The sequence below is a fragment of the Arcobacter arenosus genome (assembly GCF_005771535.1).
GTDB lineage: Bacteria > Campylobacterota > Campylobacteria > Campylobacterales > Arcobacteraceae > Halarcobacter > Halarcobacter arenosus.
This window is the reverse complement of record NZ_VANU01000002.1, coordinates 49,932-73,812: the sequence shown is the minus strand read 5'-3', so window position 1 is coordinate 73,812 and position 23,881 is coordinate 49,932. Positions and strand designations below refer to the sequence as shown.

The window sequence follows — 23,881 nt, the reverse complement described above, 5'->3', positions numbered from 1 at the left end:
AAAATTTTGTTGTATAATCTTTTCTTTTTTAGGAATATATTATGAATAGTAAACTTATCAAATATCAAAATGAACCAATCTATTTGCTTTTTGTAGGACTTTTAGCAGCTTCTTTTTTTTCAGCAACATTTTTAATCAATAGAAGTATTTCCCTTGATGGTGGACATTGGTATTGGTCTGCTTCATTAAGATATTTCTATACCCTTTTATTTTTAAGTGTGGGATTTATCTTTTTAAAAGGATTTAGATTTTATAAAGCAATTTTAAAAGAGTATTTTGAGAATATTTTATTTTGGAGTATAGCTGGGACTATAGGTTTTGGATTCTTTTATTCACTTATTTGTTATGCTGCAGATTTTTCCCCTGCTTGGGTAGTTGCAACAACTTGGCAAATGACTATTTTAGCCTCACTTTTTGTACTTACTTTTTTTGGTAAAAAGTTATCAAAAAAGATATGGTTTTTTACACTTGTTGTTTTTATTGGAGTAACACTAGTAAATCTTAGTCATTTTGATTTATCAAATCTAGATAAACTTCTTTTAGGTTCAATCCCAATTTTAATAGCAGCTTTTTCTTACCCCACTGGTAATCAATTGGTTTGGGAGAGAAAAATAAAAAAAGAACAAGAAGGTGTGAATATTCATGTATTAAATAATAGTTTTGCAAAGGTTTTTTTACTTATTTTAGGAAGTTCACCTTTTTGGTTGATTTTATATTTTTTTATAAATCCAACGCCCCCAAGTTCAGGACAGTTTATTAGTGTAGCTTTAGTTTCTATACTTTCAGGAGTTGTTGCTACAACACTTTTTTTATATGCAAGGAATCATGCAAATACAACAACAAAACTTATGCTTGTGGATGCCACACAATGTGGTTCGGTATTTTTTGCTTTATTTGGAGAAGTTTTATTTTTAGATGGTAGTTTCCCAAATACAATAGGTTGGCTTGGATTAATTATAACTATTAGTGGGCTTTTATTTTTAACTAAATCTAAATAGATGTAGTTGTAATAGTGTCTTTGAATTTTTCCCTTATTGCTAAAAATTCATCTAAATTTTCAAAGAAGATATCAACAAGTTTTGGGTCAAAGTGTTTACCTTTTTCTTCTTTGAATAGTTTAAAAATCCTTTCATCATCCCAAGCTTTTTTATAGCATCTATCGCTTCCTAAAGCGTCAAATACATCTGCAATGGCAGTTATTCGTCCATAAATATTTATCTCTTCTTCTTTTAAACCATTTGGATAACCTGAACCATCCCATTTTTCATGGTGCTCTTTTGAGATTGTTGCGGCCATTTTCAAAAGAGGTCTTTTTGAGTGTTTTAACATCTCATAACCTAATTGTGCATGGGTGTTCATTATCTCTCTTTCATTGTCATCAAATCTTCCAGGTTTATTTAAAATGGCATCGGGAATAGCAACTTTTCCTATATCATGCATTGGGCTAGCCATTTTTAGCATCTCAGCTTCTTTTTTATCTAATCCATAATATAAGGCAAAAAGTTTTGAGTATTCAGCAACTCTTTTAACATGATTTCCTGTTTCCTTTGATCTACTTTCACCTATTGCACCCATTGTGAAAATAACTTCTTTTTGTGTATCTTCTATTTCATTGTTAAGTTTTTTTATTTTCTTTAATCCATTTTGTACTTTTTCTTCAATTTCATCAACGGTTAATGCGACATTTTTATTAACTTTGATAGATAAATAGATTATAAAAGCTAAGGTAAAAAATAAAATAAAAGTTATAAATGACCTAATGGTTGTCAAAAATTCTTTTGATAAGAGGTCAATATCATTTTGAATTTTTTCATTTATATTTTTGTTTTGTTTTAATGAATTATATATTTTATCTTGAACTGATTGTTGTTTTAATTGTAGTTTTTTAGAATTAATAGCATTTTCACCTAATTGTTTAATTACTATTTTGTAAGATTCTAAATCTTTATTTTTTAGAAAAACACCTAAACTATCTACTTTATCAAGCCATTTATTTAGATATTGAGTAGATTTTTTTTGAAAAAGTACCTCTTTACTATAATACTTGATATCAGAAAAGTTTTTAAGTAGATTAAAATCTTTTTTCTCTAATATAAAATCTTCTAGTTTATTTCGTAAACGATTTTCTAAAGGGTATGTTTCTATAAATTCATTATTTAATTTTATTTTTTCTCTTTGTAATTGAAAGAGGGTTTCAAAGGATGTTTCAATTTGTTTTTCATTTGTTGCTAAAATATTTAACTGATTAAGAACACTTTTTTCTTGATGCATATCCTTTAAAACATAATCAATAAAATCTTTTTGTGTATCATTGATTAGCATATAATGTAAAGTTTCAAACTCTTTTTCATAATTAATAAATCTTGTCTCGATTTGTTTTAATCTAGCCTCATTTTGAGATATTATAATATCTTTTGTCAATGAGGTCATATTTTCTTGCAGTAAAATTAGTTTTGTGATATTTTTTTTAGATTCTTCATTTTCATTTATTTGGTATAAAATTATGCTGTTTGCTATAAAAATCATTAATATAAGGATTGTAATTAATAAAAAACTATACTTTACTTTATTTTTAATATGCATTTAAAACCCCTTTATCTATGAAAGAGAAGTTTAAATTTTGTTCCTTTGTTTTCAGTACTCTCTACTTCAATTTTACCATTATGTAAAGAGATAATTTTTTCACTAATAGATAATCCTAATCCAGTTCCACCACTATGTTTATTTCTACTTTTATCTACACGATAAAACTTCTCAAATATCATTTTTAAATTATTTTTATCTATTCCTATTCCAAAATCTTCAACTTCGATTATTATTTTATCATTTAATATATAATTTTTGATTAAGACTTTAGATTTATCATGACTAAAAATGATAGCATTTTTAATTATATTTTTTAGTGCAATTTTTAAAAGCTTGGCTTCTCCTTTTATCTCATGTGGCTCATTAATTTCTAATATAAGTTGAATATCTTTCGTTTTAGCAAAATTCTCAAGCTCTTTTTTTGAATCAATAGCTATCTCATCTAAATATATTACTGTGTCGATATTTTCAGTTGAAAATTCATTTTTTGCTAAAAAAAGTAAATCATTTACAGTCTCTTGAATTGATAATATTTCATCTAAACAAGTGGACAATGTTTTTTTGTAATCATCTTTATCTCTATCTTTTCTTAAGGCTATTTCTATTTCACCTCTTATAATTGTTAGGGGTGTTTTTAATTCATGGGATGCATCTGAAGAAAATTGACTAATTTTTTCAAAGGAATTATCTAATCTTGATAAAAGATTATTTATCTCTTGTCTTAATAAATCAATTTCATCTTTTTTATTATTATTTATTTCAAGCCTTTTTGATAAATCTTTTGCACTTATATCTTTAAGACTAACAAGAATATTTTCTATTGGTAAAAAAGATTTATGGATTAGGAAGTATCCTCCAATTATGGAAAATATTAAGATTATGGGAACAATAAAGATTAAAATATAAAAAAGATTTTCAAAGGTTGAATTTAGGACTCTATAGTCAGTTGCTACTTCTACTACATAAGTTTTTTCATCTAAAGTGATTTTCATTTTTGATAAAACATATGTATCATTTCTTTCAAAATAGATAATATCTTTTTTTAAACTATGAAGTTTATTTATATCATATTTAAAAATATCAGGAAATTTAGTACCATTTATTTTAGTAACTTTTTCATCTACTTGAAGAAGTCTAATAAATAAAGGTTTAAATTTATATTCTATCTCTTCATGGAATATATCTTTGGTCAAATCATCTTTATGGTCAATAATATCATCAACTACATCTAAGAGAACAATTTTAAGAGTAGATTTGATTTTATCTAAACTAGAAATTTCTAATGTCTTATATAAAGAGAAAGAAAAGACTCCAAGGATGATAATTTGTATTAGAATATTATATATTAATAGTTTTTTTTTGATAGATAAATTATTCATCACTTATTTTAAATCCCATTCCTCTAATTGTTTTTATAAGTTTTTTTTCATAGGGTTTGTCGATTTTATTTCTTAGTCTATAAATATAAACATTTATAATATTGCTTATATTATCATCATCTAAACTACTTAGGGATTCACTTATTACTGTTTCAGATAAAACTTTATTTTGGTTTCTTATTAAAAATTCTAATAATGAAAACTCTTTTGCAGTTAGAATAATTTTATCTTCATTTCTAGTTACTGTTTTTTTTAATAAATCTAATTTTAAATCAGCTATTTGAAGTGTTGTTGAAACTAGATTATTACTATTTCTTAATTGAACTCTAATCCTTGCAAGTAATTCACTAAAAGAAAAAGGTTTTGAGATATAGTCATTTGCTCCAATATCTAAGCCCTTTACCTTATCTTCAATACTATCCTTTGCCGTTAACATAATAATTGGAGTATTGATTTTCTCTTCCCTTAGGGTTTTACAAACTTCAATTCCATCTTTAATAGGAATCATAATATCAAGTAAAATTAAATCGTAAGTGTTAACACTTGCTAGATAAATTCCCTCATCACCATTTAATGAATAATCAACACTATATGATTCTTCTTGTAAACCTTTTTTTAAAAAATTTACTATCTTCTCATCATCTTCAATTATAAGTATTTTCACTTGTAAACCTTAATAATGCAATCTCACTATTTGCTTTATATCTATAATCTATACCCCATGTTCCAATCCCTTTATTTACATAAATTGGACAATCATTTATATAATGCAAACCATTTAAAAATGGCTGAAAAATTTTGACAAAATAATGGAAAGGCCAAATTTGACCACCATGGGTATGTCCACATAAAAATAAATCACAATTTGATTTTAGCGCAAGTTTATAGTCTTTTGGTTGATGGGCAAGGAAAATCTTTTTTTTGTTTTTTTCTAAAATACTTAAAAGTTTTTTTTCTTCTCTTATATGTCCAAAAAATTTAGAAAATCTATCACTAATACCTGCAAGTAAGATGGTTTCATTTTTATATACTATTTTTTCATAGCTATTATCTAAATAAGTTATATTTTGTAGTTGTTTAATTAAATCTTTTAATCCATAAACTAAATCATGGTTTCCACTAATGAAGTAAGTTTTCCCCTTTAAAGAGTTTAAAATAGACAATTTATCTTTTATATATTTTACTTTGCAATCAATTATATCTCCAGTTATTACTAAAATATTGTAATCTAAACTATTGCACATATCCACTAATTTTTTTATCTGCATTTTAGAGGTTTTTTTGTTTATATGTAGGTCTGATATTTGTAATATAGTAAAACCATTTAGATTTTTATCAAAAGTTTTAATATCTACATAATTTACTTCTTTGATTTTCATTTAAAAATGTTGTCTAAATCATCTTTTGTAATAAAATCAATAGATTTTATAATTCCATCTTTTAAAGTATATAAAGTAGATTTTCCCTCTTTAGATATAAACCTTTTGTCATCTTCATCATAAATAAGTAAAATCTCATGGTCATATTTACGCATTTTAGGTAAGGCAAAAAGTTTTGTAATAATAGATGGCATACCTGAGATATTTGCTATAAATACGGCTTTATTATTTTTTAAAAAAAGTGGATATTTTTTTGAAAGATACTCATTGATATTTGCCCCTGTATCTTTTTCAAAGGATACAATGATTTTTTCTATTGAATCATCTATAGTTACTTTTTTATCATGTTGATTTAAGATAGAAAAAGTCTCTATTTTATCCCCTATTTTAAACTCTGAAGCAAAAAGGGATAAACCCATTACTAAAAGACTTAAAAGTAATCTTTTCATCTATTTTTCCTTTAAATTAAAATTATATGTTATATCTATTTGATCTCTTACTGTTAAAAAAAACATTGTTGGTGGCTCAAGTAAAAAGTCAGTTAAATTAATAGAAAAGTCTCCATTGATAGATATATCATTATTGTTTTGAGTAATATTTGCTAAAGAATCTATCTGTTTATATATATTATTCATTTTTAAAAGTCCTTTTATTTCATACTTCTCTTCATTTTTATTAATTGAAGAGATTTCAAAAGAAATTTTTGGAGATAATTTTACGTTTAACACTTCATACATATGTTGGTCTCTATCTTTATTATCGCTAACAAGGGATAAAGTCTCAATTTCAAAAATACCTTTTATTGATTCTATATCTTGTTTTTTTGATAACCTTACATCAATTTTTTTTGTTTGGGGATCAATGGTACTATCTCCAAAAACTTCTGTATGGGCCTTAATTTGACCATTTTTTAAATAAAGTTCATTTGCATTTACTAATAAACTTACAAATAAAATCAATACTAATTTATACATTCTTTCTCCTTTGTTTGAATATTTTTTTGAGTGTATAAGAATTGAATAAAAACTACTAAAAAAATTGTTGGTACAAATAATGTTAGATTTTCTAAGGCTGTAAATAAACCTGCACCAGAAGCTATCCAACCAATAAAAATCATATATATAGAGAGTTTTTTAAGCTCAATTTTTCTTAAAGCTTTTAAAATTGTTACATTGTAATATGAGATTACAAATGGATAAAAAATAGATAATAAAAAGCTTTCTTCAAGAAAATAAAACAGATAACTAAGGGCAAATAATATAATTATGAAAAGCTCATTTTCAAATTTTTGTAGATTTATTTTAAAAGCACTAAGCACACCTAAAATATGAAATACTATGATTTCAAAAGTGTAACCATTTCTCCAAATTGAAATATCACTATTTCTTGAAAGAGTTTCAAAAAGTGCAGAATCTAAAAAAATCCATAAAATCATAATTAGTAATGAAGAGGAAACTAAATTATTGTTTGTTTTTTCTTTCTCGTTGGGAAGGAAAAAAGATGATATAAAAACTATAAAAGTAAATAAAAGTGCAATAAACTCTCTTTTTGCTGGGTCATAATTAAACAATAAAGTCCCCACTGAATAAGATATTACAAGGGCTAAACCTATTTCTAGATATGAGGCTTTTTTTAGTTCATTTATAACAAGTGGAGCTAATGCACCAACACTAACACCTAAAATAAATAGTTCTATTAAATTAAAGTTTGGATAGAAAAAAGTTAGTAATAGTTGAATAAATAAAAATACTTTTATTTTTGTTTCACTTTTTGCAGAAATTTTATAACTTAAAAAAGAGCCAATAACTCCTCCTATTGGAAGTGGAGCAATTAAGTAGATATTTGAATTAAAGTATTCAACAATTCCTGTTTGAGCAATAAGTAGATAATAGCATAGTTCAAAACCTATAAAAAATACAAGGGCTATTTTTGACATAGAAAATCCTTTTTATAGAAGAATAGAAGATAAAATGAAGCAAACAAGATATCAAATAGTGAAACTATAAGTGCCTCAAAACCTAATAATTGTTTGTAAAAAAGTGCAAAAAATATTGAGCTTAGAAATACTCTTATTAAAACAGTAAGTTTTGTTAGTATCATCTCATACTCTTTAAATTTTATAGCCATAAAATGAATAACTCCTGTTATACTTACAAAGGCAAAAACAATATATTCGTAATCTCCAGTAAATTTAAAACCTAGAAGAGGATATGTAAAACTTGCAAATAAAATTAAAAATATTCCTCCCAATCCATCTGCAAAAACACCTATTAAATTATATTTCTGAATATTTGTAGTTTGTAAATTAATACTTAAAAAAGTTAAAACTGATAAAAAAGTGATTATTCCAAATATTGTTCTAAATGCCCATAGTTTTTGAATATCTATATTTAAAATAGTGTTAAAAACTCCTGCTTGTATAAATCCAGAGATACTTAAAACAGTAAAGATTCCTAATAGTCCAACTAAATAGATATTGTAAAAACTCGATTTTTTTAATTCTTTTATGTGGGATACGAACATTGATATAACCATAAAGAAAACTCCAATACCCATTGCAACATGGGCATGGGCAACTATTAGATCATTTCTGTGAAATAACCATCTAAGTTCAGGGATAAATAAAATATTCCCTTCAATATCAACAAATAAAAAAGCTAATATTGAGATTAATAATGCTTTTTTTGCAAAGAATTCAATCTCTGAATCTTTGTACCACTTATAAAGAAGAGGGACATAAAATAATGTAAGCCACTGTAAAAACCATTCTTGTTCATATGTTAAGTGACCAATAAAACTTCTATATAGAACAGAAGCAAAATAAAAAATAGTTGGTATTATCCAAAAAATATTCCATTTAGCAGTAAAACTTTTTTTGTTTAATAGTTTAAAAATTAAATAATAAATTGGTATTAAAGATAAACTCATCCCCAAAGTATTGTCTCCATGGGGTCCAGAGATTGTACTTTCAACTTGTCCAATAATTGGATTCATTAAAATTAAAAGGGCAATGGGTGCAATAATTGTAATCCATAAGCACACTTTTATCCATAAGGGGATTAATTCATATGCTTTTATGTATTTATATAAAGAGAGTATATAAAATATTCCTGCAAGTGCTAAAATAAAATTTAATTCATATGGGAAGTCATAAAATGCTAAACCTCGAAGATTACCAAATAATAAGGAACTAATCATAAAAATTAAAAATATATACCAAAATATAGTATATAAATTAAGATAGAATAATCCCTCTTCACTAAATACCTTATCTTTATTGATTAATAAAAAAGGAAGATAAGATAACATTAATGGAATAAAACCATATAGCATTAAACTAATATGAAGAGACCTTATATTTGCAGGATTTAAAGTTTGTGAATCAACATAAAAACCTAATAGATTCATTGAGTATATTATTCCAAATGTTAAACCTAAAAATAAAAATACTAGAGATACTTTAAAGTGTTTATTTATTAAATTATTAAAACTATTTGATTTGTCCATCTTTTACCTCATAAATTTTATCTGCCATTTTTGCTAAATCTTTATTGTGTGTTGCAACAATTATTGTTGTTTCTTTTTTTGATAAATTTTTAAAAAGTTTAAATACTTTTTGTGCATTCTTAGAATCAAGATTTCCAGTAGGTTCATCAGCAAAAATGATTTTTGGCTCATTTATTAATGCCCTAGCAATAGCTGCCCTTTGTCTTTGTCCACCTGAAACTTGTGTTGGATATTTAGATTTAATTTTTTGAATATCCAGTAAAGTAAATATTTCATCGATTTTTTTTGTATTGGCTAAATCGTTTGCTAGTTGAACATTTTCAAGGAGGGTAAGATAATTAATTAGATGATGAAATTGAAAAACAAAACCAATATTTTCTTTTCTAAACTTATTTATATTTTTTATATTTGAGTATTGTTCCTCTTCATAAAAAAGAGTTCCTTCTTTTGGTTTTAAAAGTGTTGATAAGATTGAAAGAAGTGTTGTTTTACCACTACCACTTTCCCCTATTAAGCAAATAAATTCACCTTTTTTTATTTCTAGGTTTATATTTTGTAACGCAATATCTCCATTATAGTTATGGCTTATATTTGAAGCTTTTAATATCATATCTTATCCCCTTGCATCAAAATTATAGGGTCAGTTTTTGAAGCATTTAAAGCAGGTATAATTGCTCCTAAAATAGACATAGTAATTGAGCAAATAAATAGATAAAATGCAAGTTTTATAGATATCTCACCATTTACATAGCCATGAAAAAGCTCAGAGTTTTTGATTAAAATTAAAATTAAATTTGATATGAAAAAAGAAAAAATAAAACTTAATACACCAAGTATTGAACTTTCTAAAACTATTTGAAACACAATTGATTGAGTAGATATCCCAATGGCTCTTTTAATGCCGAACTCACTTTTTCTTTGATTTATAGTAATACTCATAATACTAACAATCCCAAGTAAACCTAGAAAAAATGAGATAAACCCAATTAAATTTGATGAGGTTTGAATTATTTTAAACTGATTATAACTATCTACAAAATTTTGTGTTGATTTAACTTCTATTTTGTCACTTAATTTTTGTATATCTGAAATAACTTTTTTGATGTTTGTGTTGTAGTTGGTATTTACTAAAATCATTGATGCACTTTTATTAAAAATTTCACTTGCATCATTTATATTTATTACCACACCACCATTTTCAAAACCAATATCACTTTTAAACACCCCTGATATTTTGAATTTTTTATTGGCAATTTGAATTGTATTTTTATTTTCTAGTGATTGATAAATTGAGTTTCCAATTAAAGCTTCTTCTGTTTTTGGATAATTACCTTGGGCGATTTTATAATTAGAAAATCTATTTGAAGTAACGCCATAAATAGCAACTATTGGAAGTTCTTCAACGGGAGATGCTCCAACAATAATTGCTGAACTTTTTGTTGTTGTATCAAATTTATTTATTTTTTCTAGTAGTTTAATATCTACATTTGAAAAAAATGTATCAGAGATTTTTGCTTGAGTTACTATAATATCTCCATCATTTTTCAATAAATTAGAGTACATAGAGATAACTCCATTTGAAATGGAACTAATCAAGAAAATAGAAGTTATTGAGAATAATAAACTTGCAAATATTAAAATAGTTTTTAATTTATTTGCATTTAATGCCTTTAAAGCAATGGTTATCAAAAAAATTCCTTTTTATTTTAAGGAATTTTATTTTTTATTTATGACACCTTTATGAATGGAATATGAAATTTTATTCATATTTCTTTAGAAGATAGATAACTTTGTTTTTGTTGTAAAGAGTTCTAAAGCTTTTGTTCCAACTAAAGAGTTACCCTCTTTATTCAATCCAGGTGAGTAAACACATATTGCCATTTTTTGTGGTACTATTGCAACTATACCTCCACCAACTCCACTTTTCCCTGGAAGTCCAACATGAAATGCAAAATCACCAGAAGCATCATAGTGTCCACAAGTAAGCATAAGGGCATTTATTCTTTTTGCTTGGGCAGCACTTACAATCACCTCTTTTGTTAGAGGATTAATTCCATGATTTGCTAGATAAAGCATTGAGTTTGCCAATTGTTGGGTGTTCATCATGATTGAACATTGTCTAAAATATGTGGAGATTACATCATCTATATTATTTTCAATATTGCCAAAACTTTTCATTAGGTTTATTAAAGATAAATTTCTAAAACCATGGGCTAGTTCTGATTCATATATCTCATTGTTTGCTTGAATTCCTGCATATCCACATTGTTTTTTTATAAAATTTAGAATTGTATAAAAGGTATTGCTTTTATGTTTTGAGTATAAGGCATCTGTTGTTACTATAGCCCCTGCATTTATAAAAGGGTTTCTTGGTATTCCTTTTTCGTATTCAAGCTGTACTAAGGAATTAAAGGGATTACCAGATGGCTCATAACCAACTCTTTTATATAGATTTTTACAATAAATTTTAAGAGCTATTGTGAAGGTGAAAACCTTGGAAATACTTTGTATAGAAAATAGTTTTTGGCTACATCCAATACTATGTTGTTTTCCATTAAGTTCAATTATACTCATTGCAAAGTCATTAATATTTGAATTTGCAAGGGCAGGAATATAATCGGCAACTTTCCCTTCTTTTATAAAGGGCTGAATCTCTTCTTCTATCTCTTCAATTATTTTTTGATAATCCATAAACACACCTTAGAATTTTTTTTATGATATTAAATCATAGAGTATAAAAAGTGGTTTTTTTAAATTCTTTCTTTATTTTAAGTCTATTTTATTCATCGATTTTTACAGCATTTACACTATATCCAATCCCTTTTACTATTTTTATAGATTTCTCCGGTATCTTTTTTCTTATTCTTTTAACCAAAGCTCTAATATTCATAATTGTAGAAGGTTCTCCTTCCCAAACATATTCTTCAATCTCATCAAAACTAAAAACTCTATTTATATCTTTTGTTAAAAGTTCTAATAATAAAATCTCTTTTCTTGCTAGTTCGATTTTATTATTGTCATTTGTTAAAAGTCTTTTTGGGATATCATATATGAATTTTTCCCCAAGACTTATTTTTGAAACTTCTTTAAAACATAGTTTTTGTATTTTATGGATTAATTCATACATAAAAAATGGTTTTTTTATATAGTCATCACACCCTGTTTCATATGATTTTTGAATTTTTTCTAAGTCATGGTTTGAACTAATTATAATTGTAGGTACATTTTTGTGATACATTTTAATAGATTCTAAAACAGAGATTCCATCTAAAGAAGGCACATTTATATCTAATACAAAACATGAATAACCATCTAAAATTTTATCTAAGGCTTCTTCTCCATCACTTACTAAATCTACAATATAACCATGTTTATTTAGGGCATTTTTTATTAGTTTTGATAATCTTTCATTATCTTCAAGAACCAATATTTTCATTGTAAGTCTCCAGTTTAATTATAAATTTTGCGCCATTTTTTACATTTTGTGCTTCTATTTTTCCACCAATTTTATCTTCTATAATAAGTTTTGCCATATACAAACCGATTCCATGCCCTTTATTTTTTGTTGTAAAATATGGCTTAAATATATTTTCAATAAATATTTGGGGAATACCACCTCCATTATCAATAATTTCAATTTGTAAATATTTTTCAAAATTGTTTAAATTTATTGTGATTTCGCCTTTTTTTATATTCCCAATTTTCTTTTGTTTTATAATGGCATCTTTTGAATTATTTACAATATTAAGAAGAGTTTGCATAAACTCATTTTTATAACCTAATACTGTTAAATGGGTTCCTTCCTGAACATTTATATCTACATCAATATAGTTATATTTTAGATTGTGTCTTATAATTTCTAGCATTTCACTTATTGATTCATGAACATCAAAAGCTATTTTTTTAGTAGATGGCATAATGAATTTTTGGAAGTCATTTATAGTATCAGTCATATATTTAACTTGCACCATAATATCGTTAACATATATATTGTTTTTCCCATCAAAATTACTATCTTCATTATAGGCTTGTTTTTGAGCAATGGTTGCAATCTCCACTAAAGGAGCTTTCCATTGATGTGCTATTGATGAAAAAACTTCACCTATTTCAGCAAGTTTACTTTGTTGGATAATAAACTCTTGATGTTTTGATTTCTCTTTTATAGCTTCTTTTTCTTTTGTTATATCTGTTAAAACAGTTACAGTCCCACTAGTATTATAGATATTTTCAGTATAGTTTGTTTGATTTATTATGTAAAATTTCTCTTGGGTATTAGTTTCTATTCTTAATAGATTTTCAGTTTCTGATTTATTTATAAATTTTTTTAAACAATCAATTATTGGTTTGTTTTTATAGTTTTTCATAAAATCACAAAAAGTTAAATCTTTATTATCTGGTGTTTTATATTTCATAAATTCTTCAAATTTAGTATTATATTCGACAATTTTCCCATCTTTGTCTTGCCAAACAATTGGATTATCTATGGCATTTAATAAAATTTTGTCTAATTCTATTCTTTGTTGAGAGATTTTTGATCTTTGGATTCTTAGTACTAAATTGTGTATTAATCCAAGGATTAAAAGAACTAAAAATGGACTGATTATAAAAACAATATCAATAAATTCTCTATACTCATCAAAAAAAGTTTTTGGGGTATTTATTAGTGTATAGTTTAAATTCATTCTTTCTAGTTTTATATTAAACTCTTTGATTTTTTTGTAATCAAAAATATATTCATATGAGGTATCAACTTTTATAAATGAAAGTTTTAATTGATTATTTAAAATTCTTAAAATATCAACACCGGCATTTTCTCCTAATTTTTGAATATCTACAAGTTTCCCTCCCACTGAACCTTTTCCAATAAATAATGTATCAGTTGAGAAAACAGGGATTTTACATGAATCTATCATTGAAGCAATTTCACTGTTTTTATTTAAAGAACCATCTTCATTATTGTAAAAACGTATAAAAAATATTGCTTCATTTTTTTTATACTTTGAGAATTTTTCCTTTAATTTATCTAGGTTTGAACTTCGAATATATTCTATTTCAATATTTTTATTTAGATTATTTATAGCATTTCGTATATATGGGTCTGTATGGTCTCCATTTTTACTTTTGTCATTTATAATATATAGTTTATTTAATTTTGGGATTGATTTATTTATAATTTGAATAGTTTCGTCAATTGCTCTTTTCTCTAATACTCCAGATACTTTATCTGTTAAGTTATAGAAGTCAACATCTTTTTGGGAATATTGTTCAATACCTACAAAATATAGTGGTTCATCTTTAAAAAGTTCATTGTAGTTTTTCAGCATGAATTCGTAGGCAAAAGTATCAACAGCAACAATTAGATTGTAGTTACTTTTTCCTAGTTGTAGTTTATATAGTTCTTTCATTTTGTTGAAATATTTTTCTGATGCAATTCTTTTTGAATCCATATATAAAACATTTACATTGGTTTTTGTATTGTATAAAGTTTTTTCTATTCCGTTGATTACCTTATCACTCCATTCAAAACCTCTATGGTAAGAATTGATTATAAGTACGTTTTTATTTGATTGTGCAAATAAGGATATATTTATTAGTATTATAAGTAGTAGAAGAGTTTTTATTCTCATTAGATATCCTTTATATTTTAGATATTTTATCTAAGAAATAAAAAGGAGAGAATTAAATTCTCCCTTTTTATTAATATTTAAAAAACATCTCTTGAAGTTGAGCTTTGTTATGAGTTTTTGTTAATCCTAACATTAATAAAACTCTTGCTTTTTGAGGATTTAAATTATCAGTTGCAATAAATCCTAATTTCTCATCATCAACTTCACCATGTAAGTTTGTTCTACCTGTTCCTACTCTACTACTTCTAGCTACTACTACACCATTACTACTTGCAATAGCTAAAGCTTCTTGAGTTTTTGGGAATAAGTTTCCATTACCCATTCCAGCATGAACAATACCTTGTGCCTCAGCTTTTACTGATGCTTCAACGAATGCTGCTGTATCATTTGCATGACCATACACAATATCAACTCTTGGTAATTTATCAATTTTTTCAATATCAAACTCTGTATCAATTGTATTTTTTCTAAGTGGAGTCATATAGTAATTTACATTTCCATAATAAACTGTTCCAATTTTTCCAGTATTTACTGATGCAAATGCATTAACTGCAGAAGTATTTGTTTTAGTTACTTCTCTTGCACTATGAATCTCATCATTCATTACAACTACAACACCTTTATTTAAACTTTTTTCAGATGTTGCAACGCTTACTGCATTGTATAAATTAAGTGGTCCATCTGGGCTCATTGATGAACCTGATCTCATTGAACCTACTAATACGATAGGTTTTTTACTTTTTACAGTTAAATTTAAAAAATATGCAGTTGCTTCCATTGTATCTGTACCATGTGTAATTACAACACCATCTACATTATCTTTTTTTAATAGTTCGTTTACTCTTTTTGCAAGTTTTAGCCAAACTTCATTTGTCATCTCTTGAGAACCAATATTTGAAATTTGTTCCCCTTTAATCTCTGCCATATTATTGATATCTGGAACAGCTGCTAATAATTTATCAACTGTAACAGCACCTGCAGAATAAGAACTATTTACAGAAGAGTCACCAGCACCAGCAATTGTTCCACCAGTAGCAAGTATTGTAATATTTGGTTTAGCCATTAGAAGCGATGCTCCAACCATACTTAATAACGTTAATTTTCCTAATAAATTCTTCATTTTTTCTCCTATATATTTCTTATTTTTATAAAATAATTCCACCAAGCATAAATCCGAAAATTACACTTAATGTAATAGCAATTACACCTGGAATCATAAATGGGTGGTTGAATACTAAATTACCAATTCTTGTACTTCCTGTATCATCCATTTCAACTGCAGCTAAAAGTGTTGGATAAGTTGGTAAAACAAATAATGCACTAACAGCGGCAAATGATGCAACTGCAGTTACTGGGTCAACACCTAATGCAAGTGCAGCAGGCATTAAAGCTTTTGTTGTTGCACCTTGAGAATATAAAAGCATACTTGCAAAGAATAATGCAACAGCTAACATCCATGGATATTGATTTAATAATGTACTTGCGAAATCTTTAATCTCAGCTAAGTGTGCACCAACAAAAGTTGTTCCTAACCATGCAACACCAAGAACACAAATACAAGCACTCATACCTGATTTAAATGTTGAAGCGCTTATGATTTTTCCTGTATCAACTTTACAAGCTAAAGTAATAATTGTTGCACAAGCTAACATGAAAACCATAATTGCAGCATTTCTAGGTAAACTTGGATCTACAATAATTCCAACTTTTTTACTAATTAAGGTTGCATAAGTAACTACTGAAAGGATAGTAAGAATAAAAATTCCAACTGAAAGTTTTGCACCTTTTTTAATTTCAATATTGCTTTCACCTCTAAGTTTAACAAGACCTTTTTCTAATCTATCTTTATAAACAGAATCATCTTTTAAGTCTTTTCCTAAAAAGTTACTAACAAAAGCTGTAATCATACAAGCAGCAAAAGTTGTAGGGATACAAACAGCTAATAACTGAATATAACCAACACCAAGAGGCTCTAAGATACCACTTAAAAATACAACAGCAGCAGAGATTGGAGAAGCTGTAATTGCTATTTGAGAAGCAACAACTGCAATACCTAAAGGACGAGATGGTCTAATACCTTGCTCTTTCGCAACTTCCGCAATAACAGGAAGTGTTGAATAAGCTGTATGTCCAGTTCCAGCTAAAATAGTCATAAAATATGTAACTGTAGGTGCTAAATATGTAATATGTTTAGGGTTTTTTCTTAAAATATTTTCAGCAACTTTAACCATATAGTCTAGTCCACCAGCAACTTGCATTGCAGCAATTGCTGCAATAACAGACATAATAATCAAAATTACATCAATAGGGATACTCCCTGGTTTTAAACCAAAGAATAAACATAAAATTAGAACACCTAGTCCACCTGCATAACCAATACCAATACCGCCCATTCGGGCTCCTAAAAATATTGCACCAAGTACAACAATAATTTCTAAACCTAACATTTTTTTCTCCTTCTGTAAGTTTAAGTGAACCTATTTAATTAATCTAGGTTTGATCATATTTTCTGGTCTTATAATATCTTCAAGTTCTTCTTTAGTTAAAAGACCTCTTTTTAAAACAATGTCATAAACTGATTGCCCACTATCAAGTGCTTCTTTTGCAACTGATGTTGAGTTTTCATATCCAATATGTGGATTTAATGCAGTTACTAATCCAATTGAATTAACAACTAAATTTTTACAATGCTCTTCATTTGCAGTAATTCCTTTTACACATTTATCTGCAAGTGTTTCAAACGCACTTTTCATCATATTCATATTATTAAATAAGTTGTATGCGATAACTGGCTCAAAAACATTTAATTGTAATTGTCCACCTTCACTTGCCATTGTAATAGTCATATCTGTACCAATAACTTGGAATGCAACTTGATTTACAACTTCAGGAATAACAGGGTTAACTTTTCCTGGCATAATTGAACTTCCTGGTTGCATTGCTGGAAGATTTATCTCATTTAATCCAGCTCTAGGCCCTGAACTTAAAAGTCTTAAGTCATTACAAATTTTTGAGATTTTTGTAGCAATTCTTTTTAATACTCCAGAGATTTGTACATAAGCACCTGTATCTTGAGTTGCTTCAACTAAATCTTTTGCAGTTTTAAATGGTCTTCCTGTAACATCTTGAAGTTTTTGTTCTACTAAATGAGCATATTCAGGGTGAGAATTGATTCCTGTACCAATTGCTGTTGCTCCTAAATTCATCTCTCTAACTAATTGTTGAGATTCAAGTAATCTTTGAATATCCTCTTCAATCATTGTTGCAAATGAATGGAACTCTTGACCTAAAGTCATAGGAACTGCATCTTGTAATTGTGTTCTACCCATTTTAATTACTTCACTAAATTCATCAGCTTTTTCACTAAATGCTTTTCTAAGAATAGTCATAGAATCAACTAGTTCATATATTTTTTCATATAAAGCAATTCTAAATGCAGTAGGATATGCATCATTTGTTGATTGTGATTTATTTACATCATTGTTTGGATGTAGAAATGCGTATTCACCTTTGTTATGTCCTAAAATCTCTAAAGCAATATTTGCTATAACTTCATTTGCATTCATATTTACAGAAGTTCCTGCTCCACCTTGGAACATATCAACTACAAATTGTTCATGATATTTACCTGCAATAAGTTCATCACAAGCTTCGCAAATTGCACTTTTTTTATACTCTTCTAATAATCCTAATTCATAGTTTGCTAAGGCACAAGATTTTTTAACCTTTGCAATTGAAGTTATAAATGTTGGGAAATTAGAAAGTGTTATTCCTGTTATATTAAAATTTTCTTTTGCTCTTAGTGTTTGTACACCATAATAGATTTCCATTGGAATTTCTCTGTCTCCAATCAAATCGTGTTCTATTCTTTTTGTCATTTTTTTTCCTTTTTTAATTGAAGCTTAAAAAAATATATTAGCTTCATTTTTTATATGTTGTAATTGTAAACCTCTAAAATGAACTAAAAGTTATCTTTTAGACACTTTTTGAAAATAAATAATCAAAATGAAACTAAAATATAAAACTTTTAAGACTTTAAGCAAAGTTTTAGTATAATCCGCGAAATTAAAAGAAATTATCATAAAGAGAATAAATGAGAGACATTAGAAATATTGCCGTAATCGCACACGTTGACCACGGTAAAACTACACTTGTTGATGAATTACTAAAACAATCTGGTACTTTCGCAGCTCACACGCAAGTGGATGAAAGAGTAATGGATAGTAATGATATTGAGAAAGAAAGAGGTATTACAATTCTTTCTAAAAATACAGCTATTGATTATGAGGGAGTAAGAATTAACATTATTGACACTCCAGGTCACGCCGATTTTGGTGGAGAAGTTGAGAGGGTTCTTAAAATGGTTGACTCTGTTTTACTTCTTGTTGACGCACAAGAGGGAGTTATGCCTCAAACAAAATTTGTTGTAAAAAAAGCTTTATCTTTAGGACATAGACCAATCGTTGTTGTAAATAAAATAGATAAACCTGCAGGTGAACCTGATAGAGTTGTTGATGAAGTATTTGACCTATTTGACCAAATGGGTGCAACAGAAGAGCAATTAGAATTCCCTGTTATTTATGCAGCAGCTAGAGATGGTTATGCAATGCATGCCCTTGAAGATGAGAAAAAAGATTTACAGCCATTATTTGAAACTATTTTAAATGAAGTTCCAAAACCACAAGGTAGTGAAGAGAATGGTCTTCAACTTCAAGTATTTACTCTTGATTATGATAATTTCATTGGAAAAATTGGTATCTCTAGAATTTTTAATGGAAAAATTTCAATGGGTGAAACTGTAATGCTTGTAAAAGCAGATGGTGAAAAAGTAAAAGGTAGAGTTACTAAACTTATTGGATTTAAAGGTCTAGATAGAATTGAAATCAAAGAAGCAGGAGCTGGTGATATCTGTGCTGTTGCTGGATTTGAAACAATTGACGTAGGTGATTCACTTTGTGACCCAGCTAATCCAATGCCACTAGATCCTATGCATATTGAAGAGCCAACACTTTCAGTTACATTCGCAGTTAATGATTCACCATTAGCAGGTACTGAAGGTAAGTTTGTTACTTCAAATAAAATTGATGAAAGATTAAAAGCTGAGATGAACACTAATATTGCTATGAATTATGAGCAAATTGGTGAGGGTAAATTTAAAGTTAACGGTAGGGGTGAACTTCAAATTACTATTTTAGCTGAGAATATGAGAAGAGAAGGTTTTGAATTCTCTATTGGTAGACCTGAGGTAATTACAAAAGAGGAAAATGGTGTAACTATGGAACCATTTGAACACTTAGTAATTGATACTCCTGATGAGTATTCTGGAACTATCATTGAAAAATTAGGAAAGAAAAAAGCAAACATGACAAACATGGTTCCTATGGGTGCTGGATTTACAAGGTTAGAGTTTGAAATCCCAGCTAGAGGTTTAATTGGTATTAGAACTGAGTTTTTAACTGATACAAAAGGTGAGGGTGTTATGAATCACTCATTCTTAGAATTTAGGCCATACTCTGGAAATGTAGAATCTAGGAAAAATGGAGCACTTGTATCCATGGAAAATGGTGAAGCATTAGGTTTCTCAATTTTCAACCTACAAGAAAGAGGTGTTATGTACATTAAGCCTCAAGATAAGGTTTATGTAGGAATGGTAATTGGTGAACATGCTAAATCCAACGATTTAGATGTTAACCCAATTAAAGGAAAGGCACTTACAAACGTAAGAGCTTCGGGATCAGATGATGCTATCAAGCTTATCCCGCCAAGAGTTATGTCTTTAGAAAATGCACTAGAGTGGATTGAAGAAGATGAGTTAGTTGAGGTTACACCTCAAACGATTAGAGTTAGAAAAAGAGAGCTTGATCCTACGGTTAGGAAAAGAGCTGCTAAGAAGGCGAAATTCGCTGAATAGCAGATATCTTTATAAGAAACCTACAAGGGGGAGAGCTTTTGGCTCTTCCCCTTTTTTTATGCAAATTTTAAAAAAAGGAAAAGATTGAATTGCGATGATGTCTCGAAGAGATTAATTAGAATAAAAAAAATATAGGAGATTTTTTATCTCCTATATGAAGGAGATAAAAAAATGAAAACAGAAATTAATACAAATAAAAAAGATTATGTTATTGTTATTATAATTTACTTTTTGACAATAGCAACTACATTTGTAACAATAACCTAGCACTTGTATGTAAATGAAAAACTTTATGTTATAATGAAAAGAAAAAGAGACTATTATGAAAAAGTTATTTATTTTTTTCTTTTTATTATTTAGCATATTTTCATATCTGGATGCTAAAATTGTTCCATCAAAAAAAGTTTTTTATATAAATTCCTATCACTCTGGGCTTTATTGGAGTGATGGGATTGAAAAAAGTATTAGAAAAATACTTTTTAAATCTAAGATTCCCATCGAATTTAAAAGAGTTGAAATGGACTCTAAGCGAAATAATGATGAGAAATATAAAATAAGAATTGCCTTAGAAATCAAAAATCAAATTGAAAATTTTAAACCTGATGTAATTATTACTTCTGATGATAATGCTATTAAATATGTTATTTTACCCCATTTTAGAAACTCAAATATTCCAATTGTCTTTTGTGGAATTAATGGAACAATAAAAAAGTATGAACAATTACCTAATAATATAACTGGAATGGAAGAAGTCCAACTTGTTTTAGAGATGATTGAAACTCTTAAATCATATTCAAAAAAAGAAAAAATCGCATATTTAAAGGGAGACTCATTTAGCTCTGTAACAGAAGTTGAGTTTTTTGAGAAAAGAATAAATAAAAAAATAGATGCAAGATTTGTAAAAACCATAGATGAATGGAAAGAAAATTTCAAAGATTTACAAAATAGTGCAGGAATACTTCTTATTGGAAATGGCGGAGCTATTAAGGAGTGGACAAGATATGAAAAAGAACTTGAAAACTTTGTTAAAGAACATATTAAGATTCCTGTTGTAACTTGGGATTATGATACTATGAAATTATCCGTTTTAGGCTATACAACAAAGCCTGAAGAACAGGGTGAGTGGGCAGCAAATACAGCACTAAGAGTTTTAAATGGCGAAAATATAAAAAATATACCAATAGTTGTAAATAAAAAAGCAAACATTTATATAAATACAACTTTAGCAAAAAAGCTTAATATTGTTTTTCCTTTTGAGCTTATAGATTATGCAGAGATAGTACAATGATTAAGAATAACTCTTTACAAACACAATTATTAGTATCAATTCTTTTATCAATAATTATAGGTATAGGGGCCATATTTTACTTATCTTACAATGATTTAAAAAAAGAAATTGACTCTAGAAAAACTGTTTTATATGAGGAAAAAATCGACAATATAATTTATTTAATTGAGCAAAAATACCAAAAACTTTTAAAAACTCAAATGGTAGAATCCTATGAAAAGGCCTTTAAAGATGGGACTTTAAAAGCTATAAAAGAGATTTTTGATAAAGATGAAAAAGATATATACCCTTTTGTTATAGATGAAAATAAAAACTTAGTTATACATAGAAAATATAATGTTCAAAATAGTAATCTTTATAAGAATCAAGAAGAGTATAAAAAAATATTAAATCTAAAAAATGGGAATTTTCTAATAAATAGGAAAAATGATGAAAGATGGATTGTCTTTAAGAGTTTTGAACCATGGGATTGGATTGTTGGATATAGAATTAATTTAGATGAAAAATATAGTGAACTTAATAAATTTCGACAAAGTTTTTTAATAATTTCACTTATAGTTTTATCTATAATATCACTTATTATCATTTTAATTGTAAAAAATGTATTAAAACCTATTGATAATCTATCCGATGCTACAAAAGAGATTTTAGCAGGAAACTTAAATACAAAAATTGAGATAAGTGGTGTAAAAGAATTAAAAGAGTTATCATCAAATTTTGAAAAAATGAGAAACCATATTTTATTTGAAATGGAAGCTTTGCTAAAAAGTGAAAAAGAGATAGAAGGATTAAATAAAAATCTTCAACAATTGGTCGAAGAAAGAACATTAGAATTAAAAGAACAAAAAGAGGTTTTTGAGACTTTATTTAATGATTCTAAAGATGGCCTTTCGATGCTTTCCTTTGAGGATGGGAAATATATAGATTGTAATAAAGCCTTTTTAGAGATTTTTGGATTAAAGGACAAAAGTGAAATTATAGGGAAATCTCCTTATGCTTTTTCCCCTGAGTATCAAAAAGATGGTTTAACTACAAAAGAAGCTTTAAAAGAAGTTTCAAAAGAGTTTAATAAAAATGGCAGTGCAAGATTTGAATGGATTCATAAGAAGCCTAATAATGAAGAATTTTGGACTGAGATTATTTTATCTAAAATTGTTCTAGACTCTCAATTAGTAATTTATGGAACAGTTAGGGATATTTCTGAGAAAAAAGATTTAGAAGAACAATTACATTATAGAAATATTGACTTGCAAGAATCTAATGATGAACTAGAAACAATAATTGAAAATTTAAGGGAAACACAAAATAAACTTATTGAGTCAGAAAAACTAGCTGGTTTAGGTAGTTTAGTTGCAGGAGTTGCCCATGAGATAAGCACTCCAGTGGGAGTTGGTTTAACTGGTTCTTCCCATCTTGAGTTTTTAGCTGAGAATATTTTAAATAAATATCAATCAGGTGAAATGAGCGAAGAGGATTTAGAAAACTATTTAAAAACCTCAAAAGAATTAGTAAGTGTTATTAATTCAAATCTAAATAGAACAGCTGATATTATTAGAAACTTTAAGCAAGTTGCTGTTGATCAAACAAGTGAACAAAAAAGATTATTTAAAGTAAAAGAATATATAAGAGGACTTTTAATAAGTATTGATTCTTTAATGCAAAATAAAAAAATTGATATTAATATTGATTGCGATGAAGATTTAGAGATTATCTCTTATCCAGGATTTTTTGCACAAATTATTACTAATTTAGTTGTTAATTCCTTAAACCATGGTTTTAAAAATAGGAATAGTGGAAAGATAGATTTTAAAATAGAAAAAATTGATAATAATTTAAACTTTAGGTATTCAGATAATGGAATAGGGATTAAACAAGAAAATCTTTTAAAAATATATGAGCCTTTTTTTACAACAAATAGGCAAGAGGGTAGTTCAGGTTTAGGATTGAATATAATATATAACCTTGTTACAACAAATTTAAAAGGCTCTATAGATTGTCAAAGTGAGTTAGATAAGGGTGTAAAATTCACAATTAAGATACCACTTTAAGAACAAAAACTCTAAATTTAGCACTAAAATATCTAAAACGCTAAAAAAATAAATACAGTAAAAATACGATTTTATCGAAACTATTAAACATGTACAAATATTTAATATTTAATTTTTAGCAATTAAACTTGACAAGTGCTAAAAAATATGTTAATA

General features: G+C 27.1%; 20 protein-coding genes. 4 read left to right on the top strand and 16 right to left on the bottom strand.

The features are described from left to right. Positions 1-41 precede the first annotated feature (41 nt). Positions 42-998, top strand: a complete 957-nt coding sequence (locus tag FDK22_RS04770; RefSeq protein WP_138151772.1) for a multidrug resistance efflux transporter family protein — start codon at positions 42-44, stop codon at positions 996-998. Here FDK22_RS04770 and FDK22_RS04765 read toward each other — a convergent pair. The 16 genes from FDK22_RS04765 to aspA all read right to left on the bottom strand — a co-directional run bounded on the left by FDK22_RS04765 (position 991) and on the right by aspA (position 18,356). Then, positions 991-2,583, bottom strand: a complete 1,593-nt coding sequence (locus tag FDK22_RS04765; RefSeq protein ID WP_138151771.1) for an HD-GYP domain-containing protein — start codon at positions 2,581-2,583, stop codon at positions 991-993. The two genes, FDK22_RS04770 and FDK22_RS04765, sit on opposite strands and share 8 nt — an antisense overlap. A gap of 11 nt (positions 2,584-2,594) precedes the next feature. Beyond that, positions 2,595-3,965, bottom strand: a complete 1,371-nt coding sequence (locus tag FDK22_RS04760) for a sensor histidine kinase (protein ID WP_228711652.1) — start codon at positions 3,963-3,965, stop codon at positions 2,595-2,597. Further along, positions 3,958-4,629 (bottom strand): response regulator transcription factor, encoded by a 672-nt coding sequence (locus tag FDK22_RS04755; RefSeq protein WP_138151769.1) that lies wholly within the window; start codon positions 4,627-4,629, stop codon positions 3,958-3,960. The genes FDK22_RS04760 and FDK22_RS04755 overlap by 8 nt, the downstream gene beginning before the upstream one ends. Then, positions 4,610-5,344, bottom strand: a complete 735-nt coding sequence (locus tag FDK22_RS04750) for a metallophosphoesterase (protein ID WP_138151768.1) — start codon at positions 5,342-5,344, stop codon at positions 4,610-4,612. Before FDK22_RS04750 ends, FDK22_RS04755 begins: the two co-directional genes overlap by 20 nt. Further along, entirely contained in the window at positions 5,341-5,793 is a 453-nt protein-coding gene (locus FDK22_RS04745) for a hypothetical protein (RefSeq protein WP_138151767.1), read from the bottom strand. The genes FDK22_RS04750 and FDK22_RS04745 overlap by 4 nt, the downstream gene beginning before the upstream one ends. Further along, positions 5,794-6,318 (bottom strand): YceI family protein, encoded by a 525-nt coding sequence (locus FDK22_RS04740; RefSeq protein ID WP_138151766.1) that lies wholly within the window; start codon positions 6,316-6,318, stop codon positions 5,794-5,796. It abuts the gene before it with no gap. Further along, a complete protein-coding gene (locus FDK22_RS04735) occupies positions 6,306-7,280 on the bottom strand; it encodes a hypothetical protein (RefSeq protein ID WP_138151765.1) in 975 nt (324 codons plus the stop codon). The genes FDK22_RS04740 and FDK22_RS04735 overlap by 13 nt, the downstream gene beginning before the upstream one ends. After that, positions 7,268-8,851: a hypothetical protein gene (locus FDK22_RS04730; RefSeq protein WP_138151764.1), complete on the bottom strand. Its 1,584-nt coding sequence runs from the start codon at positions 8,849-8,851 to the stop codon at positions 7,268-7,270. The genes FDK22_RS04735 and FDK22_RS04730 overlap by 13 nt, the downstream gene beginning before the upstream one ends. Continuing rightward, positions 8,835-9,461: an ABC transporter ATP-binding protein gene (locus FDK22_RS04725; RefSeq protein WP_228711632.1), complete on the bottom strand. Its 627-nt coding sequence runs from the start codon at positions 9,459-9,461 to the stop codon at positions 8,835-8,837. The genes FDK22_RS04730 and FDK22_RS04725 overlap by 17 nt, the downstream gene beginning before the upstream one ends. After that, positions 9,458-10,540 carry an ABC transporter permease gene (locus FDK22_RS04720; RefSeq protein WP_138151763.1) on the bottom strand — a complete coding sequence of 361 codons (1,083 nt, stop codon included), beginning with the start codon at positions 10,538-10,540 and terminating at the stop codon, positions 9,458-9,460. The genes FDK22_RS04725 and FDK22_RS04720 overlap by 4 nt, the downstream gene beginning before the upstream one ends. 84 nt (positions 10,541-10,624) lie before the next feature. Continuing rightward, positions 10,625-11,542 (bottom strand): glutaminase, encoded by a 918-nt coding sequence (locus tag FDK22_RS04715; protein WP_138151762.1) that lies wholly within the window; start codon positions 11,540-11,542, stop codon positions 10,625-10,627. An 88-nt stretch (positions 11,543-11,630) separates the two neighbouring features. Next, positions 11,631-12,287 (bottom strand): response regulator transcription factor, encoded by a 657-nt coding sequence (locus FDK22_RS04710; protein ID WP_138151761.1) that lies wholly within the window; start codon positions 12,285-12,287, stop codon positions 11,631-11,633. After that, the gene (locus FDK22_RS04705) at positions 12,268-14,478 is read right to left on the bottom strand and encodes a sensor histidine kinase (protein ID WP_138151760.1); all 2,211 of its coding nucleotides are present in this window, start codon (positions 14,476-14,478) and stop codon (positions 12,268-12,270) included. The genes FDK22_RS04710 and FDK22_RS04705 overlap by 20 nt, the downstream gene beginning before the upstream one ends. A gap of 70 nt (positions 14,479-14,548) precedes the next feature. Then, positions 14,549-15,598: a type II asparaginase gene (locus FDK22_RS04700; protein ID WP_138151759.1), complete on the bottom strand. Its 1,050-nt coding sequence runs from the start codon at positions 15,596-15,598 to the stop codon at positions 14,549-14,551. A 25-nt stretch (positions 15,599-15,623) separates the two neighbouring features. Beyond that, on the bottom strand, positions 15,624-16,925 hold the full coding sequence (locus FDK22_RS04695; protein ID WP_138151758.1) for an anaerobic C4-dicarboxylate transporter: 1,302 nt from the start codon (positions 16,923-16,925) through the stop codon (positions 15,624-15,626). A gap of 30 nt (positions 16,926-16,955) precedes the next feature. Then, positions 16,956-18,356: an aspartate ammonia-lyase gene (gene aspA, locus FDK22_RS04690; RefSeq protein WP_138151757.1), complete on the bottom strand. Its 1,401-nt coding sequence runs from the start codon at positions 18,354-18,356 to the stop codon at positions 16,956-16,958. A gap of 215 nt (positions 18,357-18,571) precedes the next feature. On the opposite strand from aspA, the gene typA reads away from it, so the two are divergent. The 3 genes from typA (at position 18,572) to FDK22_RS04675 (ending at position 23,725) form a co-directional block, all read left to right on the top strand. Further along, positions 18,572-20,389 carry a translational GTPase TypA gene (gene typA, locus FDK22_RS04685; RefSeq protein WP_138151756.1) on the top strand — a complete coding sequence of 606 codons (1,818 nt, stop codon included), beginning with the start codon at positions 18,572-18,574 and terminating at the stop codon, positions 20,387-20,389. Positions 20,390-20,711: 322 nt separating this feature from the next. Then, positions 20,712-21,677 carry an ABC transporter substrate-binding protein gene (locus tag FDK22_RS04680; protein WP_138151755.1) on the top strand — a complete coding sequence of 322 codons (966 nt, stop codon included), beginning with the start codon at positions 20,712-20,714 and terminating at the stop codon, positions 21,675-21,677. Further along, complete coding sequence (locus FDK22_RS04675) at positions 21,674-23,725, top strand: ATP-binding protein (protein ID WP_138151754.1); 2,052 nt, start codon at positions 21,674-21,676, stop codon at positions 23,723-23,725. The genes FDK22_RS04680 and FDK22_RS04675 overlap by 4 nt, the downstream gene beginning before the upstream one ends. Positions 23,726-23,881 lie beyond the last annotated feature (156 nt).